This is a genomic window from Thalassospira lohafexi, from assembly GCF_002844275.1.
Taxonomy (GTDB): Bacteria; Pseudomonadota; Alphaproteobacteria; order Rhodospirillales; family Thalassospiraceae; genus Thalassospira; species Thalassospira lohafexi.
In genome coordinates this window covers 326,611-350,078 of record NZ_NXGX01000002.1, presented here as the reverse complement: position 1 = coordinate 350,078, position 23,468 = coordinate 326,611, and the positions used below count along the sequence as shown (strand labels likewise).

At 52.1% G+C, this 23,468-nt stretch carries 22 protein-coding genes; 9 read left to right on the top strand and 13 right to left on the bottom strand.

Annotated features, from left to right (window positions below):
* Positions 1 to 117: 117 nt before the first annotated feature.
* The 4 genes from hfq (at position 118) to COO92_RS05380 (ending at position 3,536) form a co-directional block, all read left to right on the top strand.
* Entirely contained in the window at positions 118 to 375 is a 258-nt protein-coding gene (gene hfq, locus COO92_RS05395) for an RNA chaperone Hfq (RefSeq protein ID WP_008891082.1), read from the top strand.
* Between the two features lie 7 nt (positions 376 to 382).
* The gene (gene hflX, locus COO92_RS05390) at positions 383 to 1,714 is read left to right on the top strand and encodes a GTPase HflX (RefSeq protein WP_420823341.1); all 1,332 of its coding nucleotides are present in this window, start codon (positions 383 to 385) and stop codon (positions 1,712 to 1,714) included.
* Positions 1,715 to 1,747: 33 nt separating this feature from the next.
* Complete coding sequence (locus tag COO92_RS05385; RefSeq protein WP_240626337.1) at positions 1,748 to 2,569, top strand: inositol monophosphatase family protein; 822 nt, start codon at positions 1,748 to 1,750, stop codon at positions 2,567 to 2,569.
* A 97-nt stretch (positions 2,570 to 2,666) separates the two neighbouring features.
* Positions 2,667 to 3,536: an AraC family transcriptional regulator gene (locus COO92_RS05380; protein WP_101300504.1), complete on the top strand. Its 870-nt coding sequence runs from the start codon at positions 2,667 to 2,669 to the stop codon at positions 3,534 to 3,536.
* A gap of 41 nt (positions 3,537 to 3,577) precedes the next feature.
* Here COO92_RS05380 and mazG read toward each other — a convergent pair whose 3' ends face one another.
* From mazG to ectA, 5 genes are all read right to left on the bottom strand, one after another.
* Positions 3,578 to 4,402 carry a nucleoside triphosphate pyrophosphohydrolase gene (gene mazG / locus COO92_RS05375; protein ID WP_101300502.1) on the bottom strand — a complete coding sequence of 275 codons (825 nt, stop codon included), beginning with the start codon at positions 4,400 to 4,402 and terminating at the stop codon, positions 3,578 to 3,580.
* A 162-nt stretch (positions 4,403 to 4,564) separates the two neighbouring features.
* On the bottom strand, positions 4,565 to 6,070 hold the full coding sequence (locus COO92_RS05370; RefSeq protein WP_101300500.1) for an aspartate kinase: 1,506 nt from the start codon (positions 6,068 to 6,070) through the stop codon (positions 4,565 to 4,567).
* 85 nt (positions 6,071 to 6,155) lie between these two features.
* The gene (locus COO92_RS05365) at positions 6,156 to 6,557 is read right to left on the bottom strand and encodes an ectoine synthase (RefSeq protein ID WP_022732245.1); all 402 of its coding nucleotides are present in this window, start codon (positions 6,555 to 6,557) and stop codon (positions 6,156 to 6,158) included.
* An 82-nt stretch (positions 6,558 to 6,639) separates the two neighbouring features.
* Positions 6,640 to 7,923: a diaminobutyrate--2-oxoglutarate transaminase gene (ectB, locus tag COO92_RS05360; protein WP_101300499.1), complete on the bottom strand. Its 1,284-nt coding sequence runs from the start codon at positions 7,921 to 7,923 to the stop codon at positions 6,640 to 6,642.
* 127 nt (positions 7,924 to 8,050) lie between these two features.
* Positions 8,051 to 8,599 carry a diaminobutyrate acetyltransferase gene (gene ectA / locus COO92_RS05355; RefSeq protein WP_022732243.1) on the bottom strand — a complete coding sequence of 183 codons (549 nt, stop codon included), beginning with the start codon at positions 8,597 to 8,599 and terminating at the stop codon, positions 8,051 to 8,053.
* A 323-nt stretch (positions 8,600 to 8,922) separates the two neighbouring features.
* On the opposite strand from ectA, the gene COO92_RS05350 reads away from it, so the two are divergent.
* On the top strand, positions 8,923 to 9,399 hold the full coding sequence (locus COO92_RS05350) for a MarR family winged helix-turn-helix transcriptional regulator (RefSeq protein ID WP_022732242.1): 477 nt from the start codon (positions 8,923 to 8,925) through the stop codon (positions 9,397 to 9,399).
* A gap of 81 nt (positions 9,400 to 9,480) precedes the next feature.
* Here the strand turns inward: COO92_RS05350 and COO92_RS05345 are convergent, their stop codons facing one another.
* The 6 genes from COO92_RS05345 to COO92_RS05320 all read right to left on the bottom strand — a co-directional run bounded on the left by COO92_RS05345 (position 9,481) and on the right by COO92_RS05320 (position 16,404).
* Complete coding sequence (locus COO92_RS05345; protein ID WP_101300497.1) at positions 9,481 to 10,614, bottom strand: AbrB family transcriptional regulator; 1,134 nt, start codon at positions 10,612 to 10,614, stop codon at positions 9,481 to 9,483.
* Entirely contained in the window at positions 10,614 to 12,296 is a 1,683-nt protein-coding gene (locus COO92_RS05340) for a methyl-accepting chemotaxis protein (protein WP_101300495.1), read from the bottom strand. Before COO92_RS05340 ends, COO92_RS05345 begins: the two co-directional genes overlap by 1 nt.
* Before the next feature lie 36 nt (positions 12,297 to 12,332).
* A complete protein-coding gene (locus COO92_RS05335; RefSeq protein ID WP_101300494.1) occupies positions 12,333 to 13,868 on the bottom strand; it encodes a tripartite tricarboxylate transporter permease in 1,536 nt (511 codons plus the stop codon).
* A 10-nt stretch (positions 13,869 to 13,878) separates the two neighbouring features.
* A complete protein-coding gene (locus tag COO92_RS05330) occupies positions 13,879 to 14,352 on the bottom strand; it encodes a tripartite tricarboxylate transporter TctB family protein (protein ID WP_101300492.1) in 474 nt (157 codons plus the stop codon).
* Positions 14,353 to 14,396: 44 nt separating this feature from the next.
* Positions 14,397 to 15,395 (bottom strand): tripartite tricarboxylate transporter substrate binding protein, encoded by a 999-nt coding sequence (locus COO92_RS05325; protein WP_206186366.1) that lies wholly within the window; start codon positions 15,393 to 15,395, stop codon positions 14,397 to 14,399.
* A 328-nt stretch (positions 15,396 to 15,723) separates the two neighbouring features.
* Positions 15,724 to 16,404 (bottom strand): IclR family transcriptional regulator, encoded by a 681-nt coding sequence (locus COO92_RS05320; RefSeq protein ID WP_101300488.1) that lies wholly within the window; start codon positions 16,402 to 16,404, stop codon positions 15,724 to 15,726.
* A 119-nt stretch (positions 16,405 to 16,523) separates the two neighbouring features.
* Here COO92_RS05320 and COO92_RS05315 point away from each other — a divergent pair, with 119 nt between their 5' ends.
* Both COO92_RS05315 and COO92_RS05310 read left to right on the top strand, forming a co-directional pair.
* Entirely contained in the window at positions 16,524 to 17,741 is a 1,218-nt protein-coding gene (locus tag COO92_RS05315; RefSeq protein WP_101300486.1) for a CaiB/BaiF CoA transferase family protein, read from the top strand.
* Positions 17,738 to 18,586: a citryl-CoA lyase gene (locus COO92_RS05310; protein WP_101300484.1), complete on the top strand. Its 849-nt coding sequence runs from the start codon at positions 17,738 to 17,740 to the stop codon at positions 18,584 to 18,586. The genes COO92_RS05315 and COO92_RS05310 overlap by 4 nt, the downstream gene beginning before the upstream one ends.
* A 29-nt stretch (positions 18,587 to 18,615) precedes the next feature.
* Here COO92_RS05310 and COO92_RS05305 read toward each other — a convergent pair whose 3' ends face one another.
* Positions 18,616 to 19,740, bottom strand: a complete 1,125-nt coding sequence (locus tag COO92_RS05305) for an ABC transporter substrate-binding protein (protein ID WP_101300483.1) — start codon at positions 19,738 to 19,740, stop codon at positions 18,616 to 18,618.
* A gap of 121 nt (positions 19,741 to 19,861) precedes the next feature.
* Here COO92_RS05305 and COO92_RS05300 point away from each other — a divergent pair, with 121 nt between their 5' ends.
* Complete coding sequence (locus COO92_RS05300; protein WP_101300482.1) at positions 19,862 to 20,527, top strand: response regulator transcription factor; 666 nt, start codon at positions 19,862 to 19,864, stop codon at positions 20,525 to 20,527.
* Entirely contained in the window at positions 20,524 to 21,942 is a 1,419-nt protein-coding gene (locus tag COO92_RS05295; RefSeq protein WP_101300481.1) for a sensor histidine kinase, read from the top strand. Before COO92_RS05300 ends, COO92_RS05295 begins: the two co-directional genes overlap by 4 nt.
* Positions 21,943 to 22,190: 248 nt before the next feature.
* Here COO92_RS05295 and COO92_RS05290 read toward each other — a convergent pair whose 3' ends face one another.
* A complete protein-coding gene (locus COO92_RS05290; RefSeq protein ID WP_206186365.1) occupies positions 22,191 to 23,243 on the bottom strand; it encodes a LacI family DNA-binding transcriptional regulator in 1,053 nt (350 codons plus the stop codon).
* Positions 23,244 to 23,468: the final 225 nt, after the last annotated feature.

Genomic DNA, 23,468 nt, shown 5'->3' with positions numbered 1-23,468 from the left:
CAGGTTGGTCATTAAGATGGGGCTGGAACCGTGACGAACTTGACGTCGATGGTTCCGCATTTTGCTTGGCCGCCCGAAACTAAAAAAACGCTCATAAAAGAAGGCTAGGTCTAACCAATGGCGGAAAAATCACAAAATGTTCAGGACGTTTTCCTGAATTATTGCCGTAAAAACAAAACGCCGGTTACCGTGTTTCTGGTCAACGGAGTCAAATTGCAGGGGATTATCACCTGGTTTGACAATTTCTCTGTTTTGCTGCGGCGCGATGCTCACACCCAGCTCGTGTACAAACACGCGATCTCGACGGTAATGCCGACGACACCGATCAAACTGTTTGATCCGAGCCAGCCAGCAACGGAAGAAGAAAATAGCTGAAGAATCTCTGACGTCGGGGGGAGGCACTGAGCCGGAAGCCCCCCGAGTCCTCGTTTTCCACCCGGAACTAAAACGCGCGGACCAGAAAGCGTCCTGGCGTGACGCATCGTCGCGTCTGGCCGAGTCAATCAGTTTGACTGGCGCGTTGGATTTTGAAGTGGTGGGCGCAGATATTGTGCCCATCGCAAAAGTACGCCCTTCGACCTTATTTGGGAAGGGCGTTACCGAACGGCTCGGTCTGCAGATCAAGGCAGAAGAAGCCGACATCGTTATGATCAATGGCCAACTTACCCCGATCCAGCAGCGTAACCTGGAGAAAGAGTGGAAGTGCAAGGTTATTGACCGTACCGGTCTGATCCTTGAGATTTTTGCTGACCGTGCGCGGACCCGTGAGGGACGCTTGCAGGTACAATTGGCATTGCTGAGTTATCAGCGGTCACGACTGGTTCGCACATGGACCCACCTTGAGCGTCAGAGAGGTGGTCGCGGCTTCCTTGCCGGCCCGGGTGAACGTCAGATCGAGATTGACCGTCGTTTGATTGGTGACAAGCTTGCCAAACTTCGGCGTGAGCTTGAGGAAGTTAAACGGACACGTGAGCTTCACCGCGAAGCACGTCGCCGTGTGCCATATCCTATTGTGGCCTTGGTGGGCTATACCAACTCCGGAAAATCGACGCTGTTTAATCAGCTGACCACGTCCGAGGTGTTTGCCGAGGACATGCTGTTTGCAACTCTTGATCCGACCATGCGCGGTCTGATTTTGCCAAGTGGACGCAAGGTCATTCTGTCTGACACTGTCGGATTTGTTTCCGATTTGCCGCACGATCTGGTGGCAGCATTCCGTGCAACACTTGAAGAAGTGCTTGAAGCGGATTTGATTGTCCATGTGCGTGATGTGGCTTCGGCAGAAACAGAAGAGCAACGGCTTGATGTGCTTGAAGTTCTTAAGGAACTTGGGCTGCAAAAGGCAATTGACGGCGAAGAACTTGTTGAAGCGCTTAACAAGATTGACCAGCTTAAAGGTGATGACCTGCAGGCGGTGAACGAGTCAGCGGCGCGCCACGACAACACGATCGCCATTTCGGCCATTAAGGGTACGAATTGCGATGCGCTTCTGGGCTTGGTTGAAGACCGGCTTACGGAACATATGCCGGTGTTTGAGCTGTGCGTGCCGTATTCGGATGGCAAATCGCTGGCACGTCTTTATGAACATGGTGAAGTTCTTCAGCGCACAGAAGGCGATGACGGTATTGCCATTCAGGTGCGGATAGATTCTACGCGGGTGGGGCGTTTTGAAGACTGGTGTGCTAAATCTGGTTTTGAAATACACGTTGTCTGATTGTCGTTAAACGCCAGAAGGAGAAATTGCGTTGTGGTGAAAGTCGATATTGAAAAAGTAACCGGTATCATCCGGGAAGTATCGGCTGCTGAAATTGCCCCGCGCTTTGGACAACTGGCCGATGAAGATATCGAGGCTAAAACCCACGCGCTTGATCTGGTGACCATCGCCGATACAGAAGCCGAACGCGTTTTAACTGCCCGGTTAACCGACCTGTTACCGGGCAGTATCGCCTTGGGCGAAGAGTCAGCACATGCCGATCCGAAATTACAGGACCGTGCATTTGCCGCATCCGATCCCGTCTGGATCATTGATCCAGTCGATGGCACCAAAAACTTTGCCCACAATCGTCAACCGTTTCGCTGCATGGTTGGTTTGTATGTTGCGGGTGAAACGGTTGCGGCATGGATTGTTGACCCGATTGAGGGAACCGCAACCGTGGCCGAAAAGGGTGCTGGGACGCGTTATCAGGACAATCCTGTTTCGGTGCGATCCCACATCACAAAAGCCAGCGATGCCAAAGGGTTTCTGATTTCCTATGCGCGTGACCGTCTTGTAAGCCATTACGGGCATATGGATTTCTTTGACACCGTTGCGCATTATTCCTGCTGCGGTGCTGAGTATGAAGAATTGGCACGTGGTGATTTCGATTTTTGCGCCTATCGGACTCTAAAGCCTTGGGACCACGCACCGGGCACGCTTTTGGTGCGCGAAGCTGGTGGGTATGCCCGCTATATTACCGCAGACCGTAATAATGAATATAACGCCAATACAGAGGCCCCCGGACTTTTGTGTGCCAGTTCCGAAGACCTGTGGTCTGAGATGAATGAAATTCTTCTGCCGCTGTTTTCGTAAGTCGATCCGAGCCACGGCTTGACGCAAGATCGCAAGATTTGTCAAATCGACGCGTGTTAGCGTTTTCAAAGTGCACAACAAATTGCATGAGAGAACGATGAACAAATTACATGCCCAACGCTCCTACCAAGACCGCCTTACCCGCGTGCAGGCCCACATCCATGACCATATTTCTGACGAACTTGATTTAAATCGACTGGCCGAAATTGCCTGTATGTCGCCAACGCATTGGCATCGCATTTATCACGGTGTGTTTGGTGAAACCGTCGCCGCGACGGTAAAGCGCGTTCGCCTTCATAGCGCGGCCGGTATGCTGGCAAACAGTGCAATTCAGATTGATAAGATCGCCAAACGATGTGGCTATCCCAATCTACAATCTTTCACCCGAATATTCTCTGACAGCTATGGGATGCCACCGGCGCGCTATCGCAAGGAAGGCAGCCATCGCCAATTCCATGACGCCCTTGAAGAGCAGGGTGAAAGCGTCTGTGGTCCTTGGACTGTCGAAATACGCGATGTGCCTGAAATGTCGCTTTTGACCATCGATCACCACGGATCATTCATGCAAATTGGTGAGGCATTTGATCGCCTGTTTGGATGGCTTGCGGTGCGTGACCTGATTGAACCAAATGTCAGACTGATTGGCGTGTATCACACCGACCCAGATGCCTTTGCCGAAAACGATCTGTTCTCAAAGGCGGGTGCGCTACTTGATCAGACGGAATCAGTTACGATTGAGGCGCCGGTTGAACGCACAGTGGTGGTGGCCGGAAGATACGCATGCCTGCGGTACAAGGGACCATATGCTGATATGAAGTCAGCTTATTTATGGTTATTTGGCAATTGGTTGCCCCAGTCTGGTGAAGAAGTACGCGAGGGCCCCGTGTTCGAGGAATATTTGAACAACCCGCGTGAAACGGCACCAACCGAGCTTTTGACCGAGATTTATATGCCGCTTGAAGGTTGACGCACATATTATATGAAGGGGCAGGTGTCGTGCCGGTGCACTTATGCCTGCCCCCGTTCAACCTTCTTTGCCTTATTCCAAAGCGCGTCCATTTCTTGCAAATCGGACTGTGACGCGGTGCGGCTGTCTTTCGCCAGTTCATCTTCGATGAAGTGGAAGCGACGGGTGAATTTATGGTTCGCGCGCCGCAGGGCGACTTCGGGATCGACGCCAAGCTTACGACCAAGGTTTGCCATGACAAATAACATGTCGCCCAGTTCATCCTCGATACGGTCCTGATCGGGGTTTTCGGTCATTTCGGCTTTAAGCTCGTCAATTTCTTCATGAAGCTTGTCAAACACGTCATCCGTGCTTGGCCAGTCAAAGCCAACACGTGCAGCACGTTTGGTCAGCTTTTCAGCCCGCATGAGTGCGGGGAGGGCGCTGGCAACACCGTCAAGCGCGCTGTGACGGTCGTGACCCTTGGTTTCGGCCTTTTGCGCCCGTTCAGAAGCCTTGATTTTCTCCCATGTCTGGTTGACGCCATCGGTTGTGGTGGCGTCTCCCTCGCCAAATACATGGGGATGACGGCTGATCATTTTCGCATTGATGCTGTTGGCGACATCTTCGAAGGTGAAATGACCTTCTTCCTGTGCCATCTGCGCATGGAAAACCACCTGCAGAAGCAAATCCCCCAACTCATCGCGAAGTTCGTTCATATCACCATCGGCAATGGCGTCGGCAACTTCATAGGCTTCTTCGATGGTGTAGGGGGCGATGGTCGAAAAATCTTGTTCCAGATCCCAAGGACACCCGCCATCCGGGTCGCGCAGCTTGGCCATAATATCAAGAAGGTCGTTAATCGCTTTGCTATTATGAGTGCTCATGCGGGCTTTCCTGAGAAACGGGCGTTGGACTGGACTAGACAGATAAGTCCTATCGCGACGCACCATCTCTGACAATGGCAAGTATGGGGTTGGCACAAAACAAAACCCGCAGGCTTTTGCAAGCACTGCGGGTTTTGATGTGATGTTCGGATGCCTTAAGGCTTATGCAGCCTTAAGCTTGTCCTGTTTGTTAGCGCTGTCATTCTTGGTCTTTTTGTCTGACGCGCCTTCTTCTTTTTTACCTTCAACAAGACCGCGATGCAGGGCAACGATTGCCTTGTTGAAATCGCCTTCTGCCACAACAAACTGCAGATCGACGCGACGGCTCGGGAAGTGCGAGGCAACCAGTTCGACGCCTGCCTCATCAAGGACTGTCACAGCACGTGCAAACAGGCCAGGCTGATCAATATTGGCGCCAATCACCGAAACAATCGCGACCTTACGGGTCTGAACGGTTGCTTCAGGGTGCTTTTCCTCGATCTCGTCAACACAACGACGGATCTGCTTCAGCGGTGCTGATACATAATGCGTAATTGTATTGGCGTTCAGGTTCTTGGTAACGGTCGGAACCTTATAACGTTTAAGCACGCTAAGGATTGATTCCTCGCTGCCCGGAATGCCCACCATATCCTGATTGAAGACCTCAATCTCGAACGCGGTCGGAACGCCAGTGACAATCTCAACCCGGCTGTTTTCCGGATCCCAATGATCGTCAATGACCGTACCGGGATGTTCCGGTTCAAAGGTATTGGCGATACGCAACGGAATGTCGTTTTGACGCAATCCCTTGGCTGCACGCGGATGGATGGCTTCCATCCCCATGTTTGACAGCTGATCAGCGACGTCATAGCTCGTGCGGCCAATCGGGCGCACGGCATCTTCGCCGACGATGCGCGGATCTGCACTCGACAGATGGAATTCCTTGTGAATGATCGCTTCGCGCGCCTGCGTCAGACATGCAATGCGCGAGAAGGTGACTTCACTATAGCCACGGCCATAGATGCTCATCAGGCCTTCACTGCACTGGGCATAGCCGGTTGCAATCGCAAGCTGGCTGCCAAGATCAATGTCATCGAAGACTTTTGAGATGCGACCATCAAGGGTTGATGCTTCTGGCTCACGCCACCCCGAAAGGTCGGCGAACACAGCATTCACGCCCTTGGCACGCAGCAGCAACATGGTGTTGTGCGCACTATGGGACTCACCAATGGCAGACAGCATCTCACGAACGGTCAACAGGTGCTTTTCAAGTTTGAAATGCCCAAAGCTGCACAGACGATGGAGGTCCATCAAGCAGCTGCGCGTACCTTCAACGCGTTCCTGAACAAAGGCATTGGCCAGTTTCAGTTCGGGTGCATCACCAAAGATTTCTTCGTTGATGGCACACATTTTCTCGGAAACTTTGGTCAGAGAATCGCCCCAAGCCCAATCGGTTTCCGATCCGGCATAAAGCTGATAGACGCCTGCTTCACCGGTTTTCTTGTTTTCCAGCAGAAGGTCGGTGAACCCGCCATAAGCTGAAACGACAAAGACCCGATTATACAGTTTTTCTTCGCTGCGATTGCCGACCAGAATGTTGTCCATGACCGCTTCAACCTGGGTCATCGACGTACCACCGATCTTGTGAACGCTATGCCCAGCGTCCGTTTTTTTCTGGGCTGAAAGCATGTTGCCTCCTTTGGGGGCGTATCCTTGAAAACTATTATTTCTTAAAGTCTGGGGCGGCTTTTATCTACCGCCCCAAACCAAAAGCTTAACTGGCGAGTGCGTCGCCATCGAGCGGGTAAACCCCGTTCTCGTCATGGACTTCACGGCCATTGAGCGGCGGGTTGAACGCGCATGCGACAACCATATCCTCGGTGCCGCCGCGCAGATAATGGCGATCGTGCTTATCAAGGATGTAAACCGTTCCTGGCTCAATTTTGTACTTTTTGCCATCCGCGATGGTTTCGACTTCACCGTTGCCTGAGATGCAATAGACGGTCTCGAAATGATTGGCATAGCAAATTTCGGTTTCGGTACCGGCATAGATGGTGGTGATATGGAAAGAGAAGCCCATACCATCTTCAGCAAGCGACATACGCGTGCTTTCCCAGTTATCAGAAACCACACGGCGACCGGATGCTTCACATTCTTTCAGGGTGCGAACAATCATTTTTAACTCTTTGAATTATTTAAGGTGTGGGGCTATCTAGGTGGTAGGGAAGGGCGACACCCAATAGCATCGCCCAACCTTATTATTCCGCAGCGGCTTTGACTGCAACAACGTCCTTGCCCATGGCTTTGGCAGTTGCCAGCTCAAGGATATCAAGGCCGTGACCCAAATCCTGCTTGGAGATGATCAAAGGCACAAGGCATTTGACAACTTCATCTTCCGGGCCGCTGGTTTCAATGATCAGGTTATGCTTGAAGCATTCCTTGGTAACCTTCGATGCGAGTTCACCGCTTTCAAAGCAGATACCCTGCATCAGGCCGCGTCCTTTGCGATAGATTTTGCCGTCGCCATAGCGTTCGGCAATTTCTTCGAGACGCTTGCCAAGGAATTCAGCCTTGTCAGACACTTCGGATGCGAACTTATCATCTGACCAGAAGTGATCAAGGGCTGCTGTAGCGGTGACAAACGCATGATTGTTACCACGGAAAGTGCCGTTGTGCTCGCCCGGATGCCAGACGTCAAATTCCGGCTTCATCAGAACAACCGCAAACGGCAGACCATAAGCTGACAGCGACTTCGAAAGCGTAATCATGTCAGGTTTGATACCAGCGGGTTCAAAGCTAAAGAACGTGCCAGTACGGCCGCAGCCTGCCTGAATGTCATCAACGATCAGCAGAATGTCGTGCTTACGACAGGTCTGTTCGAGCTTTTTCAACCAGCCAAAGTCAGCCGCGTTCAAGCCGCCTTCACCCTGTACTGCCTCGACAATTACAGCAGCAGGAAGTGACACACCGCTTGAGTTGTCGGAAAGAACACGATCAAGGTAGTCAACGGTATCAACACTGTCGCCCATGTAGCCGTCAAACGGAACGGCAACGGCGTTGTCAAGCGATACGCCGGCAGCCCCGCGATGATGCTCGTTACCGGTGATGGCAAGCGCACCCAAGGTGCAGCCATGGAAGCCGTTGGTGAATGAGATCACCGTTTCGCGGCCTTTGACGCGGCGAGCAAGTTTCAATGCGGCTTCAACAGCATTGGTGCCGGTTGGACCGGTAAACTGAACCTTGTAGTCCATGTCGCGCGGCTTGAGGATTTTGTCTTCAAGCGCGGTCAGGAATGCTTCCTTGGCCTTGGTGTGCATGTCCAGACCATGGGTAATGCCGTTTGATTTGATGTAATCAATCAGCTTTTCCTGCAGAACAGGATGGTTGTGGCCATAGTTCAGGCTGCCGGCACCGGCAAGGAAATCAAGGTAACGGTTGCCGTTCTCATCGGTGAGCCAGGCGCCTTCGGCTTTTTCAAACGTAACGGGGAAGGAGCGTGCATAGCTCTGAACTTCCGATTCAAGGCGATCAAATACAGTCATGGTTCCCTCTTTCAGATTGGGAAAAGTCAAGTCCACTTGTCATGTCAAACGTCCCGGCGAACCGGATGTTCCCAATAACGGCTTTGCCGTTTTGAGGCATGAAAGCGGTGAAAATGCTTATTGAGGATCAGGCCGCGACGCGTTCGACGTCTTCACGTTCAAACGGGCCAATCTGCCACAGGATCTCACTGGCAGCCGCGCCGTCAAAATGCGTTTCGCGTTCAAACTGAACTTTGCGTTTGACGTCGGCGCCGAGCTCGCGTGCGACTGAACGGAACACACCCTGAGACGGTGCATTGGTTGACGTGATCGTCGTGTTCAGTTGCGACACATTGTAGCATGCCGGGCGATCCAGAATATCAAGGATCAAACGTTTCGCCAGACGAAGGCCACGGGCCTTCGGGGAAACGGCAACCTGCCAGATAAAGAGCTGCTCAGGCGTACTTGGGACGATGTAACCGGAAACAAAGCCCACGGCTTCGCCATCGAGTTCTGCAATCGCGCATGTGTCGCCAAAGTGCGAGCACTGCAGCAAGTTGCAATACATCGAATTTTCATCCAAAGGCTTACAATCGGCGATCAACGCATTGACCGTTGCGCCGTCGGTGGCCTTCGGTTTTCGGATAATCAGGTTGGCTTTGCGGCCGGTGTTGCCTTGATTGTTGGCAATTTTCATCGGTCTGCCTGCTCTGTTATTTCGATATGCGATCATTCATGTCGCGAGAGATGTATAGAATAGCGATACAAATTGATCAACCCTTTCTCGATGAAAATAACGTGAAACCAAGTAAGTTATTGATATAAAATAAAACATAAATTAATCGGTCTTCGATATTGATGGATCGATGTCGCTGACATATTTTCGTCATGAAATACCGAAAATCGATGAAATAAAACATCGGATATCGATGGAAGGTCATCTTAAACCGTTGCGGTTTCGCGGTTCTGGGGCTAAAACATCTTTTGTAGCAGAACAACAATTGACGCCCGGAAATTCAAATGGACAAATTGCATGAAGCGTTGATCTCCATTCGCCGCATTCTACGCGCGAGCGATATTCACGCTAAAAAACTTGGTAAAATCACCGGGTTGAAGACATCGCAGCTTCTGGTTTTGCAATCACTGGAAGAATACGGCGAGATGACGGTTGGCCAGATTGCCGCAAAGGTGAATCTGGCGCAGGCATCAACAACCTCATTGGTTGATAAGCTTCAGGCGATGGAGCTTGTCTTGCGTGCGCGTGGTGACACGGATAAGCGCAAAGTGTTTGTCCGCTTAACGGATCAAGGACGTTCCATCCTTGATCGGGCTCCCATGGCACTGCATGACAGATTTTCAGATAACTTCAATGATCTTGAAGAATGGGAACAGACGTTCCTGATCGCTGCCTTGCAACGTGTGTCCGGCATGATGGATGCAAGCGACATCGATGTCGCGCCACTGCTTGATCATGATGTAATTGTCGATAAAAACTGACGGTTAAGCGTCATCCCGTCTTTTTTGATTCCCGGAAATCTTAGTACTTAAAGGCGGAAAAATTCCGTCGGTGCAGAACGCTTACCGGGCAGGGGTGTTATTCTGCGCGTTCTTGCGCTGCATATGGCGCTGGAACCACTTAGCCATGATCGGTGCAAGTAAGACGATTTCAAATATACGCACGATGTGGTGGAAGGCAACGAAGCTTGGCTCGACATTCAGTGCCAGCGCGATCAACGACATCTCAGCCACGCCCCCCGGCGCAAACGCCAGCAACACAGCAATGAAATCAAGATCAAGCCACTGCGATACCATCCAGGCAACGCCGCCGGTAAAAGCCAAAATTACTAGCGTGGCAAAGATCGAATAACCGGCCAGTCGCGCCAGAAATGATAATTTGACGCCTGCAAAGCGGCTGCCGATGGCGGAACCAAGGATCAAAAGGCTTCCGGCCAAAAGCCAATCAGGCAAATTACCTTCAACGATCCCGGTAACGTGCAGAACCATGCTGGCAAGCATTGCACCTGTCATATAGGCAGCCGGGACGCGAAGCTTGCGAAATAGCAATACAGTGAGAAGGGCGGCACCACCTGTCAAAAGACCTTCTGACAGTGTCATATAGACCGCATCACCATCGCCATGACCGCTGGCAACGACACCCGTAATCATTAAAACGATCAAGGGGGCGGACATGACCAGCAACAGAACGCGCAAGCCTTGCGTTAATGCGATTTCCTGTTCATTTCCGCCCGCAGCAGCGCCAAGGACGACCATAGGCGTTAAACCACCTGGTGTTGCTGAAAACAGGGCTGTTGCTGGATCAAGTCGGGCGATTTTGGTATAGAACCACGTCACAAGAACCGTCACGACGGGCACGTAAATCAGCACCGCAATCATGCTGATTGGCCAGCGGGCGGCCTGATCAAGGGTTTCAGGGGTAAAGGACGCGCCAAGAAAAATGCCGATCACCCCCAGAATGACCGAGCGAAACTCCATCGGAATGCCCATCTGAACGCGCATCAAGCTTGCCACAAAAGTTGCAAGCATCGGTCCCATCATCCATGCGAGTGGCATGTCTAGGCTATGTGCGATCAATCCACCAACAAGGCCAATACCAAGGGCAATAGAGAGTCTTTTGAAAAAGCGCGGTGTCATGACACCCGAAATACGGTTGATCCAACAGGACGTGGCTGGATCTTCGGGTGATCCGCTCATTATGCGCTGGCCTTGTTCTTGTTGATCTGTTCGAGGAACCCATCAATCGCATCGCGCAGTCGCGATGCTTCGGCATTAAGTGTATTGGTTGCGCGCGTGACATTTTCCGAACCGTTGTGAACGCGGGCGGTTTCGGTATCAAGAGCACCAACAGCCTCAGCCACCGTGCGCATGCCGCCATTGGCATCATGGATGCTATCGGAAATACCAGCCGTCGATGCCTGTTGTTCTTCCACAGCTGCGGCAATCGCCGCGGCCGATTGATCAACCTCACCAATCACATTTGCAACACTTTGCAGTGCGCCGACGACATTGTCTGTCAGGCCACGGATCTCATCGACCTGATTGGAAATATCCTCGGTCGCGCGTGCTGTTTGCGATGCAAGGTTTTTAACCTCACCGGCAACGACGGCGAAGCCCTTGCCAGCGTCCCCTGCACGTGCTGCTTCGATGGTGGCATTCAGGGCCAGTAGGTTGGTCTGGCTTGCGATGTCTTCGATCAGACCGACAATATCGCCAATCCGCTGTGTCGCGTTGGTCAGCTGTTCAAACAGGGCGCGGGACTGTTCACTTTCCGAGCGGGCCTTGCCAGCGACTTCGGCCGAGTTCTGTGCCTGATGGCCGATTTCGGCAATGGCTTCGGACAGGCTTGCCGTGGTTTGCGATACGGCTTCGATATGGTGGAGAACTTGTTCGGAATGCTGATTGGCATCAGCGGAACGTGCTCTTGCCGACGTTGCGATCTGTTCCATTTCGCTTGCCGATCCGTTCAGTGAGCCAAATTCACGATCAAATCCGGAAAGGGCATCTTGAACGGTGCGCTGGAAATGATCGGTAGCGCGGATCAGATCCTGCTGGCGTTCGCCTTCGATCGTTCGGACGCGTTCGCGTTCTTTGCGCAGGCTTTCGGCTTCTTTGGATTGATCGCGCAAAACAGTTACAGATCGTGCAACTGTGCCGATTTCATCACGGCGTTGAACGCCACGAACATCAATGTCCAGATCGCCATTGGCGATTTGTTCGATCAGATGTGAGAGGTCGGTCATGGGGCGTGAAATGCGCCGGGAGACGAACACAGAAACCACCCCGGCAATAAACACAACAAGGATGGCAACAATCACGAATACCCGTTGCAAGGCTTCTGCCTGTGACGATGCATTGGCAAAGGATGTTTGGGCCAGTTCGTGGGTCTGCACCAGAATTTGAGTAAGCGGAACCTGAAGGGCGCGGAATGTTTCATCGGCCTGCGCAATGACTTCGAGTGCGCCGTAGATGTTCATTTCGCTTTCAATCAGGAACTGGTCAACCTGTTCGATGTATTTCTCATAGTTGCTGGTGAACTCGTCGCCACCAACAACCGCAAGCCGTTGTGCGAGCGGGGCAAGGTCTTCTGAAATATGGCTGACCTGTTCGCGCAACTCAGGAACAGTCGCAGCATTAATGCCGTTGGAATCCCATGTTAGGATACGAAACAGCGATCCATGCATCTCGTTCAGTGCGTTACTGAGTGTGAGTGCGTCAGACCGCCGCTCATAGGCTTCGACGCGAAGGCTGGTGAGGGTGTTTTTCTCGCTTTCAAGTGTGGCGACCGTCGCAATACCCATTGCAACGATCACAACCATCAGAAAGACCGGGACCAAAAGAGTTTTTGGCCCAATCGCCAAATTATCAAGAAAGCGCATTCATCCAATTCCTTCGCGTCGGAAGCTTTTCAGGTCTTAGAATTCACCGTCGTTTGGCACCGCTTTGCGGTTTTTTACCCATTGGCGCAGGTTGCCGACCAAAGGTGCTGACAGGAACAGGGCGCTGATCAGAAGGATCACAAGCGTGATCGGACGTTCCCAAAGGAAGGCCAGCGAGCCATCACTGATCATCAATGCACGGCGCAGGTTTTCTTCCATCATGCTGCCCAGAATGAACCCCAGCAGCATCGGCGCCATCGGATAGTTCAAAAGACGCAAACCAATGGCGATTGCTGCGGCAATAACCATCATGTGAATATCAAAGGCGTTAAAGGTCACCAGATAAACACCGATCAGCGAGAAGAACAGCACGAACGGGACCAACAATTGCTGCGGCAACGCCAAAAGGCGGGAGATGTAAGGGATCAGCGGCAGGTTCAACACCAGAAGCACGATGTTGCCGATATACATCGAAATAATAACCGACCAGAAGACTTCCGGCTGTTCAACAAACAGACGTGGGCCTGGCTGAACGCCATATGAAATCAAAGCACCCATCATGACCGCCGTCGTACCAGACCCCGGAATACCAAGGGTCAAAAGCGGAACGAACGAACCAGAACAAGCAGCATTGTTAGCTGTTTCAGGGGCAGTAAGGCCACGAATAGACCCCTTGCCGAACTGAAGCTTTTCCTTGGCGGATGCAATGTTGCGTTCCATGCCATAGGCAAGGAAGGATGCAATTGTCGCACCGGCACCGGGCAGAACGCCGGTAAAGAAGCCAAGCACCGAGGATCGACCGATCACCGGAATCATGGTTTTGACTTCTTCTTTGGACAGCTTCATCGAGCCAAGGTTTTTTAACGCCCGTTCTTCGTCGGTGCGTGTGTCCTTGGTCGGACGCAGGATCGACAGAAGGGCTTCGGAGAGCGCAAAGGTCGACATGGCAAGCAACAGGAAGCTGATGCCGTCAATAAGGTCCATATTGCCAAAGGTAAAGCGTGCAACACCAGCCGCCGGATCAGTGCCGATGGTCGACAGCATGATGCCAAACAGCGTCATGGTAATCGCCTTGAGAACCTGACCTTTACCAGCAAAGGCCGATACCGCCGTTAGGCCCAATACCATCAGGGCGAAATAATCACCCGACTGGAACGATAGCGAAACAGAAGCAAGAACAGGGGCCGCAACCAACAAGAAGATCGCCGCAATCGTGCCGCCGGAAAATGACGAGTAGGCGGCAATTGCCAGTGCCTTGCCAGCCTGACCTTTTTGGGCCATTGGGTAACCGTCAAAGGCAGTCGCAACGGTGCCGGCAACGCCGGGTGCGTTAATCAGGATTGACGATGTCGAACCGCCAAAGATGGCACCGTAATAGACACCGGCCATCAGGATCAGGCCGGTAGAGGGATCAAAGCCGTAGGTGATCGGGATCATCAGCGCAATTGCGGTGATCGGACCGAGCCCCGGCAACATGCCGATAAAGGTCCCGGCGAAACAGCCGACAGCAACCATCAGAAGGTTGATCGGCATGACTGCGGTCGAAAGACCGGAGAAAATTCCTTCAAGCATTTCTTTCGCCCTAACCCAGCATTTCGAAGATGTCACCCGGTGCCAGATAAATGCCCATCAGTTGGGTCAGCAGGTACCAGAAAATGAAAACAACGGGGATGGATGCACCCAGCAAAACCTTGATTCGGCGTTCACCAAGAACGGCAAAGCCACCGACCAAAAAGATCGTGGTTGAGATCAGGAAGCCGAGATAGCGAATGGTAAATCCATAAAAGACCATCAGCACACCAAGCTGAACAACACGGCCCCATTTCAAACCGCGGAAGGCGGACGAAAGGTTGCCTGCCTCTTGATTAGCCGGCATGACCAGTTGGATGAAGGAAACCAAACCTAATATCCACGCAAGCGCATTAGGAAGGGTTTGAGCATTAAACGGCGCATCTTCGTCGCCAAACAGCAACGGGATATCATCGACATAAAACCCGTAGATCAGCGCAAGGCATAGAAAAAGCAGTGCGCCGAATTTGTCACGATTGATGGACATGGCGTGGTTTCCTTCGGAAGTCTTTTTATCGGTTTTCTAATGGCTTATTTCAGGAAGCCAAGATCGCGCATCAGGTCGCCAACGACCTTTTCCTGGTTTTCCATAAAGGTGGAAAACTCTGCACGACCTTTATAGATTTTTTCCCAGCCGTTACGTTTGCGCACGGTGTCCCATTCCGGGGTTGCCTGCACGTCTTTGAGAAGTGCTGCATACGCATCTGCTTTGTCAGCCGACAGGGAAGGTGAGCCGAAGTAACCGCGCCAGTTGATGAATTCTGCATCAATGCCGAGTTCGCCGAGAGCCGGAACTTCCGGAGCTGCTTCGATACGTTCGTTCGAGGTTACCGCAAGAATACGAATCTGGCCTGCTTTGGCGAGTTCAAGAAGTTCACCAAGACCGGTCGACAGAACGTCGGTTTCGCCCGACAGAAGACCTGCAATTGCTTTGCCGCCGGCATCATACGGAATGTATTTTACCTGTTTGGCATCGCCGCCACCCTGCTGCACAGCATAGGCTGCAACAATGTGGTCCATGCCGCCACGGACTGAGCCACCACCAAATTTGACCGATGACGGGTCAGACTTGACAGATGCAACAACGTCGGTGAAAGATTCAAATTTGCTGTCTGCTGGTACGGCAAAGGCCGCATATTCAGCAACAACAGCAGCAATCGGGGTCAGATCGCGGAACGACTGCGGGAAGACCCCGGTCAGCGAACGCACGATGATCGGAGTGGAGTTGACCATCAAGGTGTTATCAAGGCGATCAGCAGCTTCGATCATGTAAGCAATGGCTTTACCGCCGCCGCCGCCAGACATGTTTTCATAAGATGCGGTGCCAACCAGACCGGATTTGGTCAGGGCTTCACCTGTACCACGTGCGGTACCGTCCCAGCCGCCGCCTGCGCCGCCCGGAATGATGAAGTGAACTTCATCCATTTCTGCAGCTTTGGCAGTCGTAACAGCAAAAGCAGCCGTCGAAACAGCGACAGCAGTTGCTGCAACCATAAATCCGCGACGCGAGAACATCGTCAGCTTGTTCATCAGGGTCTCCTCCAGACACTAAAGCATTTTCCCAAGCCACCAAAACGGTGGCGCGCCGATCATTAAGGACAGAACTTCAGCAACGGAGAACGATCACGACCTTTCAGGTGTGCAAACGCAACCTGACTGTCGAATTGAAAGTAAGTCCTCCCTTGCCGATATTCTTGTTTTTGATCCTTGGGCGGTTTTACCCCCTGATCGGCAGTGGCAGGACGTTAACAGTCAAACCTGTCACCAACCTGTCATTGCCAACAATCAGGTGAAAAAAAGGCATATGTTTTATGAAGCTGTGGCATAGACGGTGCTGAATATGGCGGGAAAGTGGGCCTTACGCCGAAAGAGAGCGGCCACATTCGAGGGCATGAGATTTCAATAAAGACAATACGCTCTGGCGTTTTTCTGCTGTAAACCGGCTGCCCGGACCCGACAATGACAAAACACCCAACATTTGTTTGTGTCGGTCAAGAACCGGAACAGCGATGGCTGAAATATCAGGGTCGCGTTCACCGTGGCTTTGCGCAAAACCGTGTTCAAGGACTTCTAGCGCCCGATCATCAACACCGTTGCCCCACGCACGAATAACATGTCCGGCGGCCCCACGGTCACAGGGCAGGATAGCACCTTCTTCAAGATGATGGCGCAGGCTGCGGGATGAGTTTTCGCGAAACAGGCACAGGCGGTTTGACCCTTCCGGGACGTAGAAAGAGGCTGTTTCACCACTTTGATCAACAAGGGCGCTTAGATGTGGGCGGACAACGTCATCCATCCTAAATGATCGCCGGTAAATAGACCCCAATCGCCATAAGGCCGGGCCCAATCGATATCGCCCACGCCCCGAAATCATCAGAAAACCATTCGACTCTAATGTTCCGGCCAGTCTTGAGATGGTGCTTTTGTACATTCCGGTGCGTTCAGCGAGGTCCTTAAGCGACAGATCCGCATCCTGATCGGTGAAGACATCAAGGATCATAAATGCGCGTTCAACAGCACTAACAGTTTGTTCTGACATGGTCTTTCCAAGTTCCAAGAGGTGGCAGCCTGATTGCTTACTGATTGAACCGTTTTGCGAGGACTATAAATTCTATATAATAGAACATAATTCTACCAGGCAGAATATTGGAAAATAGCATGCAAAATACCAAACCGCTTCATGGTGTCACGGTTTTGGACCTTACCAATGTGCTTGCCGGACCGTTTTGTTGTCATCAACTGGCACATCTTGGCGCAACAGTGATTAAGGTCGAAGCCCCCGGGCGCGGTGATTTGGCCCGTCAGCTGGGTGCGGATGCCGGTTTGAATGAAAAGCTGATGGGGGTTTCGTTCCTCGCCCAGAATGCCGGGAAGAAATCGATCACACTTAATCTGAAAGACCCGCGCGGCAAGGATATCCTTAAAAAACTGGTCAAGAAGGCCGACGTATTAGTTGAGAATTTTCGACCCGGCGTGATGGATCGGCTTGAGCTTGACTATGACGCGTTGTCCAAGGTGAACCCGGCTTTGATCTATTGTGCGATATCCGGGTTCGGGCAAAATGGTCCGATGAAAAAGCTGCCAGCTTACGATCAGATCGTGCAGGGCCTTTCTGGTATCATGACCATCACTGGTGAAGAAGATAAGGGAACCTATCGGGTCGGATATCCGGTTGCCGATACCATTGGGGGCCTGACGGCAGCTTGTGCGATCAGTTCAGCACTTGCGGGCAGGGCGCTTGGCAATAATGAGGGCAAGGGCAGCTTTATCGATATTTCGATGCTGGAGTCGGTCGTTGCCACCATGGGTTGGGTGGTTTCGAACTTCCTTATTGCCGGGCAGCAACCGACCGCAAACGGCAATGATAACTTTACGTCATCACCGTCCGGAGCCTTTCGTACTGCAGATGGTCAAATCAACATTGCGGCGAATAAGCAGGAACAGTTTGAAGCCGTGTGTGATGTGCTTGAACTAGACGCGCTTAAAGCCGATCCACGCTTTCTGACCCGTTCTGATCGTCTTTCAAACCGCAAAGAATTGGCCGAGTTGCTTGAGAGTGTGCTTCAAACAGGTCGTACCGATGACTGGGTACTGGCATTTAATGCAGTTGGGGTGCCAGCCGGGGCGGTTCTAACCGTGCCACAGGCACTTTCATTACCACAAATCGCCGACCGCGGAATGATCGCCGATTTCGCGAGCGTGCCGGGTGTTGAACGTGACATTCGCGTCTTGCGCACGGGCATGAAGCTTAATGGCGAAGCCCCAAGTGTCGATGCGCCGCCGCCCGTTTTGGGACAGGACAATGAAACCATTTTGGCCGGGCTTGGATTGTCGGTTGACGAAATCAAAACGCTGAAAGCGGAGGGTGTATTATGAGCGAGAAAACAGCACGTGATGTCGAACACGAAGTATCGGACTGGTGGCAAAGCTCGATCATCGATATGAAGCCCGGCGAAATTCGCTATTCAGGGTATGCCATCGAAGATTTGATTGGCAATGTCAGCTTTCCGGCAATGATCTGGTTGATGACACGGGGTGAGCTGCCCAATCCAAAACAGGCAAAATTGCTTGAGGCGGCACTGGTGGCCGCTGTCGATCACGGTCCACAAGCCCCAAGCATTGCCATTGCCCGCATGGCGGCAACCTGTGGCGTTGGACTTAACAATGCAATGGCAAGTGCCGTAAATGTGCTGGGCGACGTTCATGGTGGTGCGGGCGAGCAGGCGGTTGCCTTATATCGCGATATTGCACGACGTATTGATGATGGCGTATCCGTCGCGCAGGCGGTTTCGGACGGGCTTGATCACCAGATTTCCGAACATGGCAAACATATTCCCGGATTTGGGCATCGTTTCCATCCGACCGACCCGCGTGCGCCGCGCTTGTTGCGACTGGTGGAATATGCGGCCAAAGATGGCATTGTCAACGGGTATTTTGGCATGATTGCCCGTGAAGTCGAAAAGACGCTTGAGGCGCGTAAAGGCAAAAAAATCCCGATGAACATAGATGGTGCGACGGCGGTTATTTATGCCGAGTTGGGATTTGATGCGCCCCTGGCACGTGGGTTGTTTTGCCTGTCACGGTCGGTGGGCATTCTTGCCCATGCGTGGGAGCAAACCCAGCAAGGTGGCCGTAACAAAGGCCCAATCCCGCGTCGCATGATCTGGAACTATACCGGGCATGAACCGCGCCCCGTACCTATGGAAAAGCAGGAAGGTTAATCGTTTTCAAAGGCATGGCGGGATGTATTTTAACGCCGGTTTAAAAGTGCATCCTGCCATCGACGAATAAACCGCTGACGTTTTGCCTGATCAAGATAGACCAGCAAGCCGGGACCAACCGGAAAGGAGCGTACACGTTCTCCGTAGCGGTCAAAGATCAATGAGGAAAATGGACTTTGCGGAACATCGGCGCGCACCGGGTTAAAATTACCTGCGTCCTGCAGAACGGTTTGTCCTTCGATCGACAGCATGTAATCAAGGAAACGTGCGCCGAGGTTCGGGTTGCGCGCTCCGCGCGGGATGATGGCAATACGCGAATAAACCACAATGAAATCATCGGGAAGGATGACGCCAAGGTTGGGTGTTCTGTGGCTAAAGGTTTCCGCATAGGATCCGAGAAGGTTGTAGCCAAGGACGACCTGACCGTCGGCGATTTTTTCCAGCATGGGTGAGGTGTTTGAATACAGCTTTACCTTGGATTGACCCAGCTGCCGGATGAAGTCCCATATACCGGGGAAAAATCGTTCATCACGGGCAAGAAAGAGAAAGCCAACGCCGCTGCGCTCGATATCGTAGGTTGTTACTTTTTCGCTGAGTAAATCATCATTTGCACGCAGCAGTTCAAGGAATGCTTCGCGTGTGCGTGGTGGTTCCAGTTCATTTTCGCGGAAAAATTCCCGATTATAGGCAATGACGGCGGGTTCCTGCGTCACGGCGAATGCTTCGTTGCGCCAACGCGCCCAATTGGGCAGGGCATCCGTTTGCGTACTTTGGTGGGCGATTGCATATCCGTCATTTGCCAGCTTCATCTGCAAATCCATGGATGAACTAATGATCAGATCGGCATTGGCGGCACCACTGGCGCGTTCCTTGATCGTCATGTCATACATTTCAAGTGTCTGAAGCTGATGATATTCAATGCCAACCTGCGGGTTGTTCTGCTGAAATGCTTCGATGGCGGGGCTAAAAGCGCCAATGTCGGCAGAGCCGTATATAACGGCCACCTGATTGTAATCGGTCAGAAGGGCTTGTTCTGGGTCGGCGGGCTGGCTTGCGTGCAGGGCAGGGAACTGAAACACCTCGGCAAACGCAGAAGATGCTTGCATCGCGACGGCAATGACACATAAACGAATACAGGAACGTCCCAAGGTCATAGTGTACTATCCTAAGCGGGCGTCGATTGTCGATTTCATCGGCCAGAACTACCGACTTGGTATGATGCACCAAATCTGCGGAACCCGATTATCGGTTTATCAGGGAAGAGTACGACAAACAATGAGAGTCCTCGTCGTCGAAGATCATGCCGCACTGGCGGACGGCATAGCCAGATCGCTTCGGCAATCTGGCTATGCCGTTGATGTGATCGCAGATGGTGAAGAAGCCGATGATATTCTGCGCACTCAGGAATACGGGTTGGTCGTGCTTGATCTTAATTTGCCAAAGCTTGACGGGCTTGAAATTCTGCGCCGGTTGCGTCATCGCGGTGCCGAAAGTGCTGTTTTGATCCTGACCGCGCGCGGAGATATCGAAGATCGGGTCAAGGGACTTGATCTTGGCGCGGATGATTATCTGGCAAAGCCGTTTGAACTGGTCGAGCTTGAGGCCCGCGTACGGGCACTGATGCGGCGGAATGCAGGCACTCACAACACCCAGATCAGATGTGGTCAGTTGGTGTTTGATACGGTGGCACGGCGCGTCATGATCCATGGCGATGACATTGAAATTCCACGCCGCGAGCTTAATATCCTTGAAATTCTGCTGTTGCGGCTGGGGCATGTTCTGAGCAAGGAACAGATTGCCGACCAGTTGGCCGGGTTTGAGGACGATATCAGTGCGAACGCGGTAGAGCTTTATATCAGTCGTTTACGCAAACGCGTTGAAGCGGCTGAGGTCAAAATTCAGACGGTACGCGGACTTGGTTATTTGTTGAAAAAGACATGAAGTGGCGTAACGGATCACTCAGGCGACGGCTGATTATCTGGCTTCTGATCCCGCTTTTGGTGATCAGTTCATTAATGCTTCTTGAAGTGCGAAGCAACGCTGTTCGCTCGACAAATCAAGCATTTGACCGCGCACTTTTAAGTTCTGCATTGGCGATTGCCGACCGTGTTGTCCTGATCGGGGGCAAGATAGAAGTTGATGTACCGTATGTCGCACTTGAGATGCTGACAAGTTCGGCCGAAGACCGCGTGTTTTATCAAGTTGGCACCATACAGGGTGAATTTATCACCGGGTACGAAGATCTGCCGCCGGTACCAGAGGCGTTATTGCCACTGCGCGAAAATCCGGTGTTTTATGATGCGGTGTATAACGGCGAAAATGTTCGCATTGGCGCATTGTCGCGCTATGTCGCCAGCGTTCGAAAGGCAACACGTTTTCAGGTACTTGTTGCTGAAACCATGGGTACCAGAACAAGTCTGAGCGAAGACATCCTTGCCAGTGCGGCTGCGCGTCAGATTGCACTGATTGTGATTGCGGCTGTTATTGTCTGGTTTGGCATCGGGCAGGGGCTCAAACCGCTCACGCGCCTTGAAGAGGCACTTAACCGTCGTTCACCAACCGATTTGCGGCCGATTGAACATGATGTTCCCAATGAAGTGCGGCACCTCGTCGGCGCGATTAATCATCTTTTTCAACGCCTTGGAAACAGTTTGGCAACCATGCAGCGCTTTACAGCGGATGCTGCCCATCAGTTGCGCACGCCACTTGCCGCATTGCGCACGCAGTCTGAGTTGGGCCTTCGTGAAGATGATCCGGAAAAGCTGCACCAGATCATGGCTACGATCGCAACGTCCACCCAGCAAACGTCGCATTTGGCCAATCAGTTGCTGGCATCGGCCCGTGCCGCACCGGAAGGCCTTGCCGGTCGACCGTTTGAGAAAATTGATCTGTGTGACATCACCAGAACAGTGACAGCATCAAAAGTCATGACGGCCATCGAAAGCGGCATTGATCTTGGATATGAAGGTATCACAGAACCCACGATGATCATGGGCAATGCCACGTTGATTGAGGAGCTTTTGAAGAACCTTGTGCACAATGCGCTGACATATTGCCCGGAAGGAAGTGCTGTCACAGTCCGACTGGAAGATGACGTGGTGCGCAACAGTGTAACCTTGACGGTCGAGGACAACGGTCCGGGAATTCCATCGAAGTACCATAAGGATGTTTTCAAACGGTTTTATCGTATAGCCGAGAACGGAGAGGACGGGTGTGGGCTTGGATTATCGATCGTCCGTGAAATTGCGCTGCGTCACCATACGACTGTGAAACTGACAAAACCTGATGATCACAACGGATGTGTCTTTACCGTTCAATTCGAACGGGCGGATGCGGTAAGCGATACATCTGCCTAAAAGGCAGACCGAATGGTAGCAGAGGATTATAGAATGGCGCGCGTGGCGACCGCTGCACAATACAGTTCCGCAAATTCAGGATCGACAGTCGCCAAGTTCAAAGTCGCTCATTAGCGTATGGATCGGAACCTTGCGATCAAACACAGCTCGTGTCGCTTTGTCTTTTCGGCCAGATACCCGCAGTATGTTTGAGGCATATCAGATTACAGACACCTATTTGCGGAGTTCCAAATCTGACTTTACCTGTTTTAGGCGGTTTCTGAGGACTTTACGACAGAATCGCGCTCTACCAATAGGCACTCGACTTTGATTTGGTTGGGGTTTGCGAGTAAGCCGCCAACGCTATCAATCAGGAGTTCCGCACCAATTTCCCCCATTTCGTAGTGTGGTAAAATTAGCGTAGTAAGAGACGGGTGGGTGTGCTGCGCAATTTCCCGGTCATCGAAGCCGATCACAGCGACGTCTTCCGGAACGCTAAGGCCCAGTTCGCGCAAGGCATCAAAACAGCCAAGTGCCATCAAATCATTGGCGCAAAAAATCGCATCCGGCGGATTATCCAATGCCATAAGTTCGTGTGTCATTGAGTAGCCTGTTGAAGGCTCCCAATTGCCTGGACGAACGAGTTCCGGGTGGAATGGCATATCGTTGCTCGCAAGTGCCTGTTTGTATCCTTTAAGCCGGTCTCGCGATGCGTCGACACCTTTTTGGCCGTTAATGATAGCAACGCGTTTGCGTCCGGCACTGATCAGTCGTTCTGTCGCGGCACGTCCCCCGACAAGGTCACCTGGTAAAACCGACGGTAGTGTGCGTGTGCTATCGTAGCAATTAACGAGAACGGTTGGCTTTTTTGACAGTGCTGGCGGCAACTCTACCAGTCGGGTGAGGATCGTACCGTAGAGAAAACCAATAACATTTGAATCTGCCATCTGATTAACGATACTGGCTTCGATGTTGGCATTGCCATGGCTAACGGCCAGGCAGACATTAATCCCGTATTCCAGTGCCTTATTATGCGCGCCTTCAAAGGCGAGGGCCATCCAGGGGTCTGTGCTGATTTCATCTACGATGAAGATAATCGCAGAGCGGACTTTACTGCTTGGCGCCATTTGACTTTCTCGACGAACAAGCTGGTAACCAACGTCGTTGGCAGAATCGATCACGCGCTGTCGGGTTGCTTCGGTTAATTTGGCAGGGCTACCGTTTAGCACAAGCGATACCGTCGCCTGCGACACACCGGCCATTGTCGCCACATCCATCATCGTAGGACGGTTTTTGCCACCGTAGTGTTTCTTTTCCGACATTGACTTGTCTGCCTCTGGTCTTTTGGCCAAGCACTATTCTTGAGCGGTTGCATCAGGTGTCCCGAAACGGACTGACAAATTCAGCCGTTAATTCGGCGACTTGATCGATTTGGCGCGGGGTAGGTCACCAAAGCGCCAATGGTAATACCTTTTCGGTCGTATCAAGACAACCCGTCAGGCGGGAGAAAGGTAATAATTATTAATTGGTCTGAATCATGAATTTAT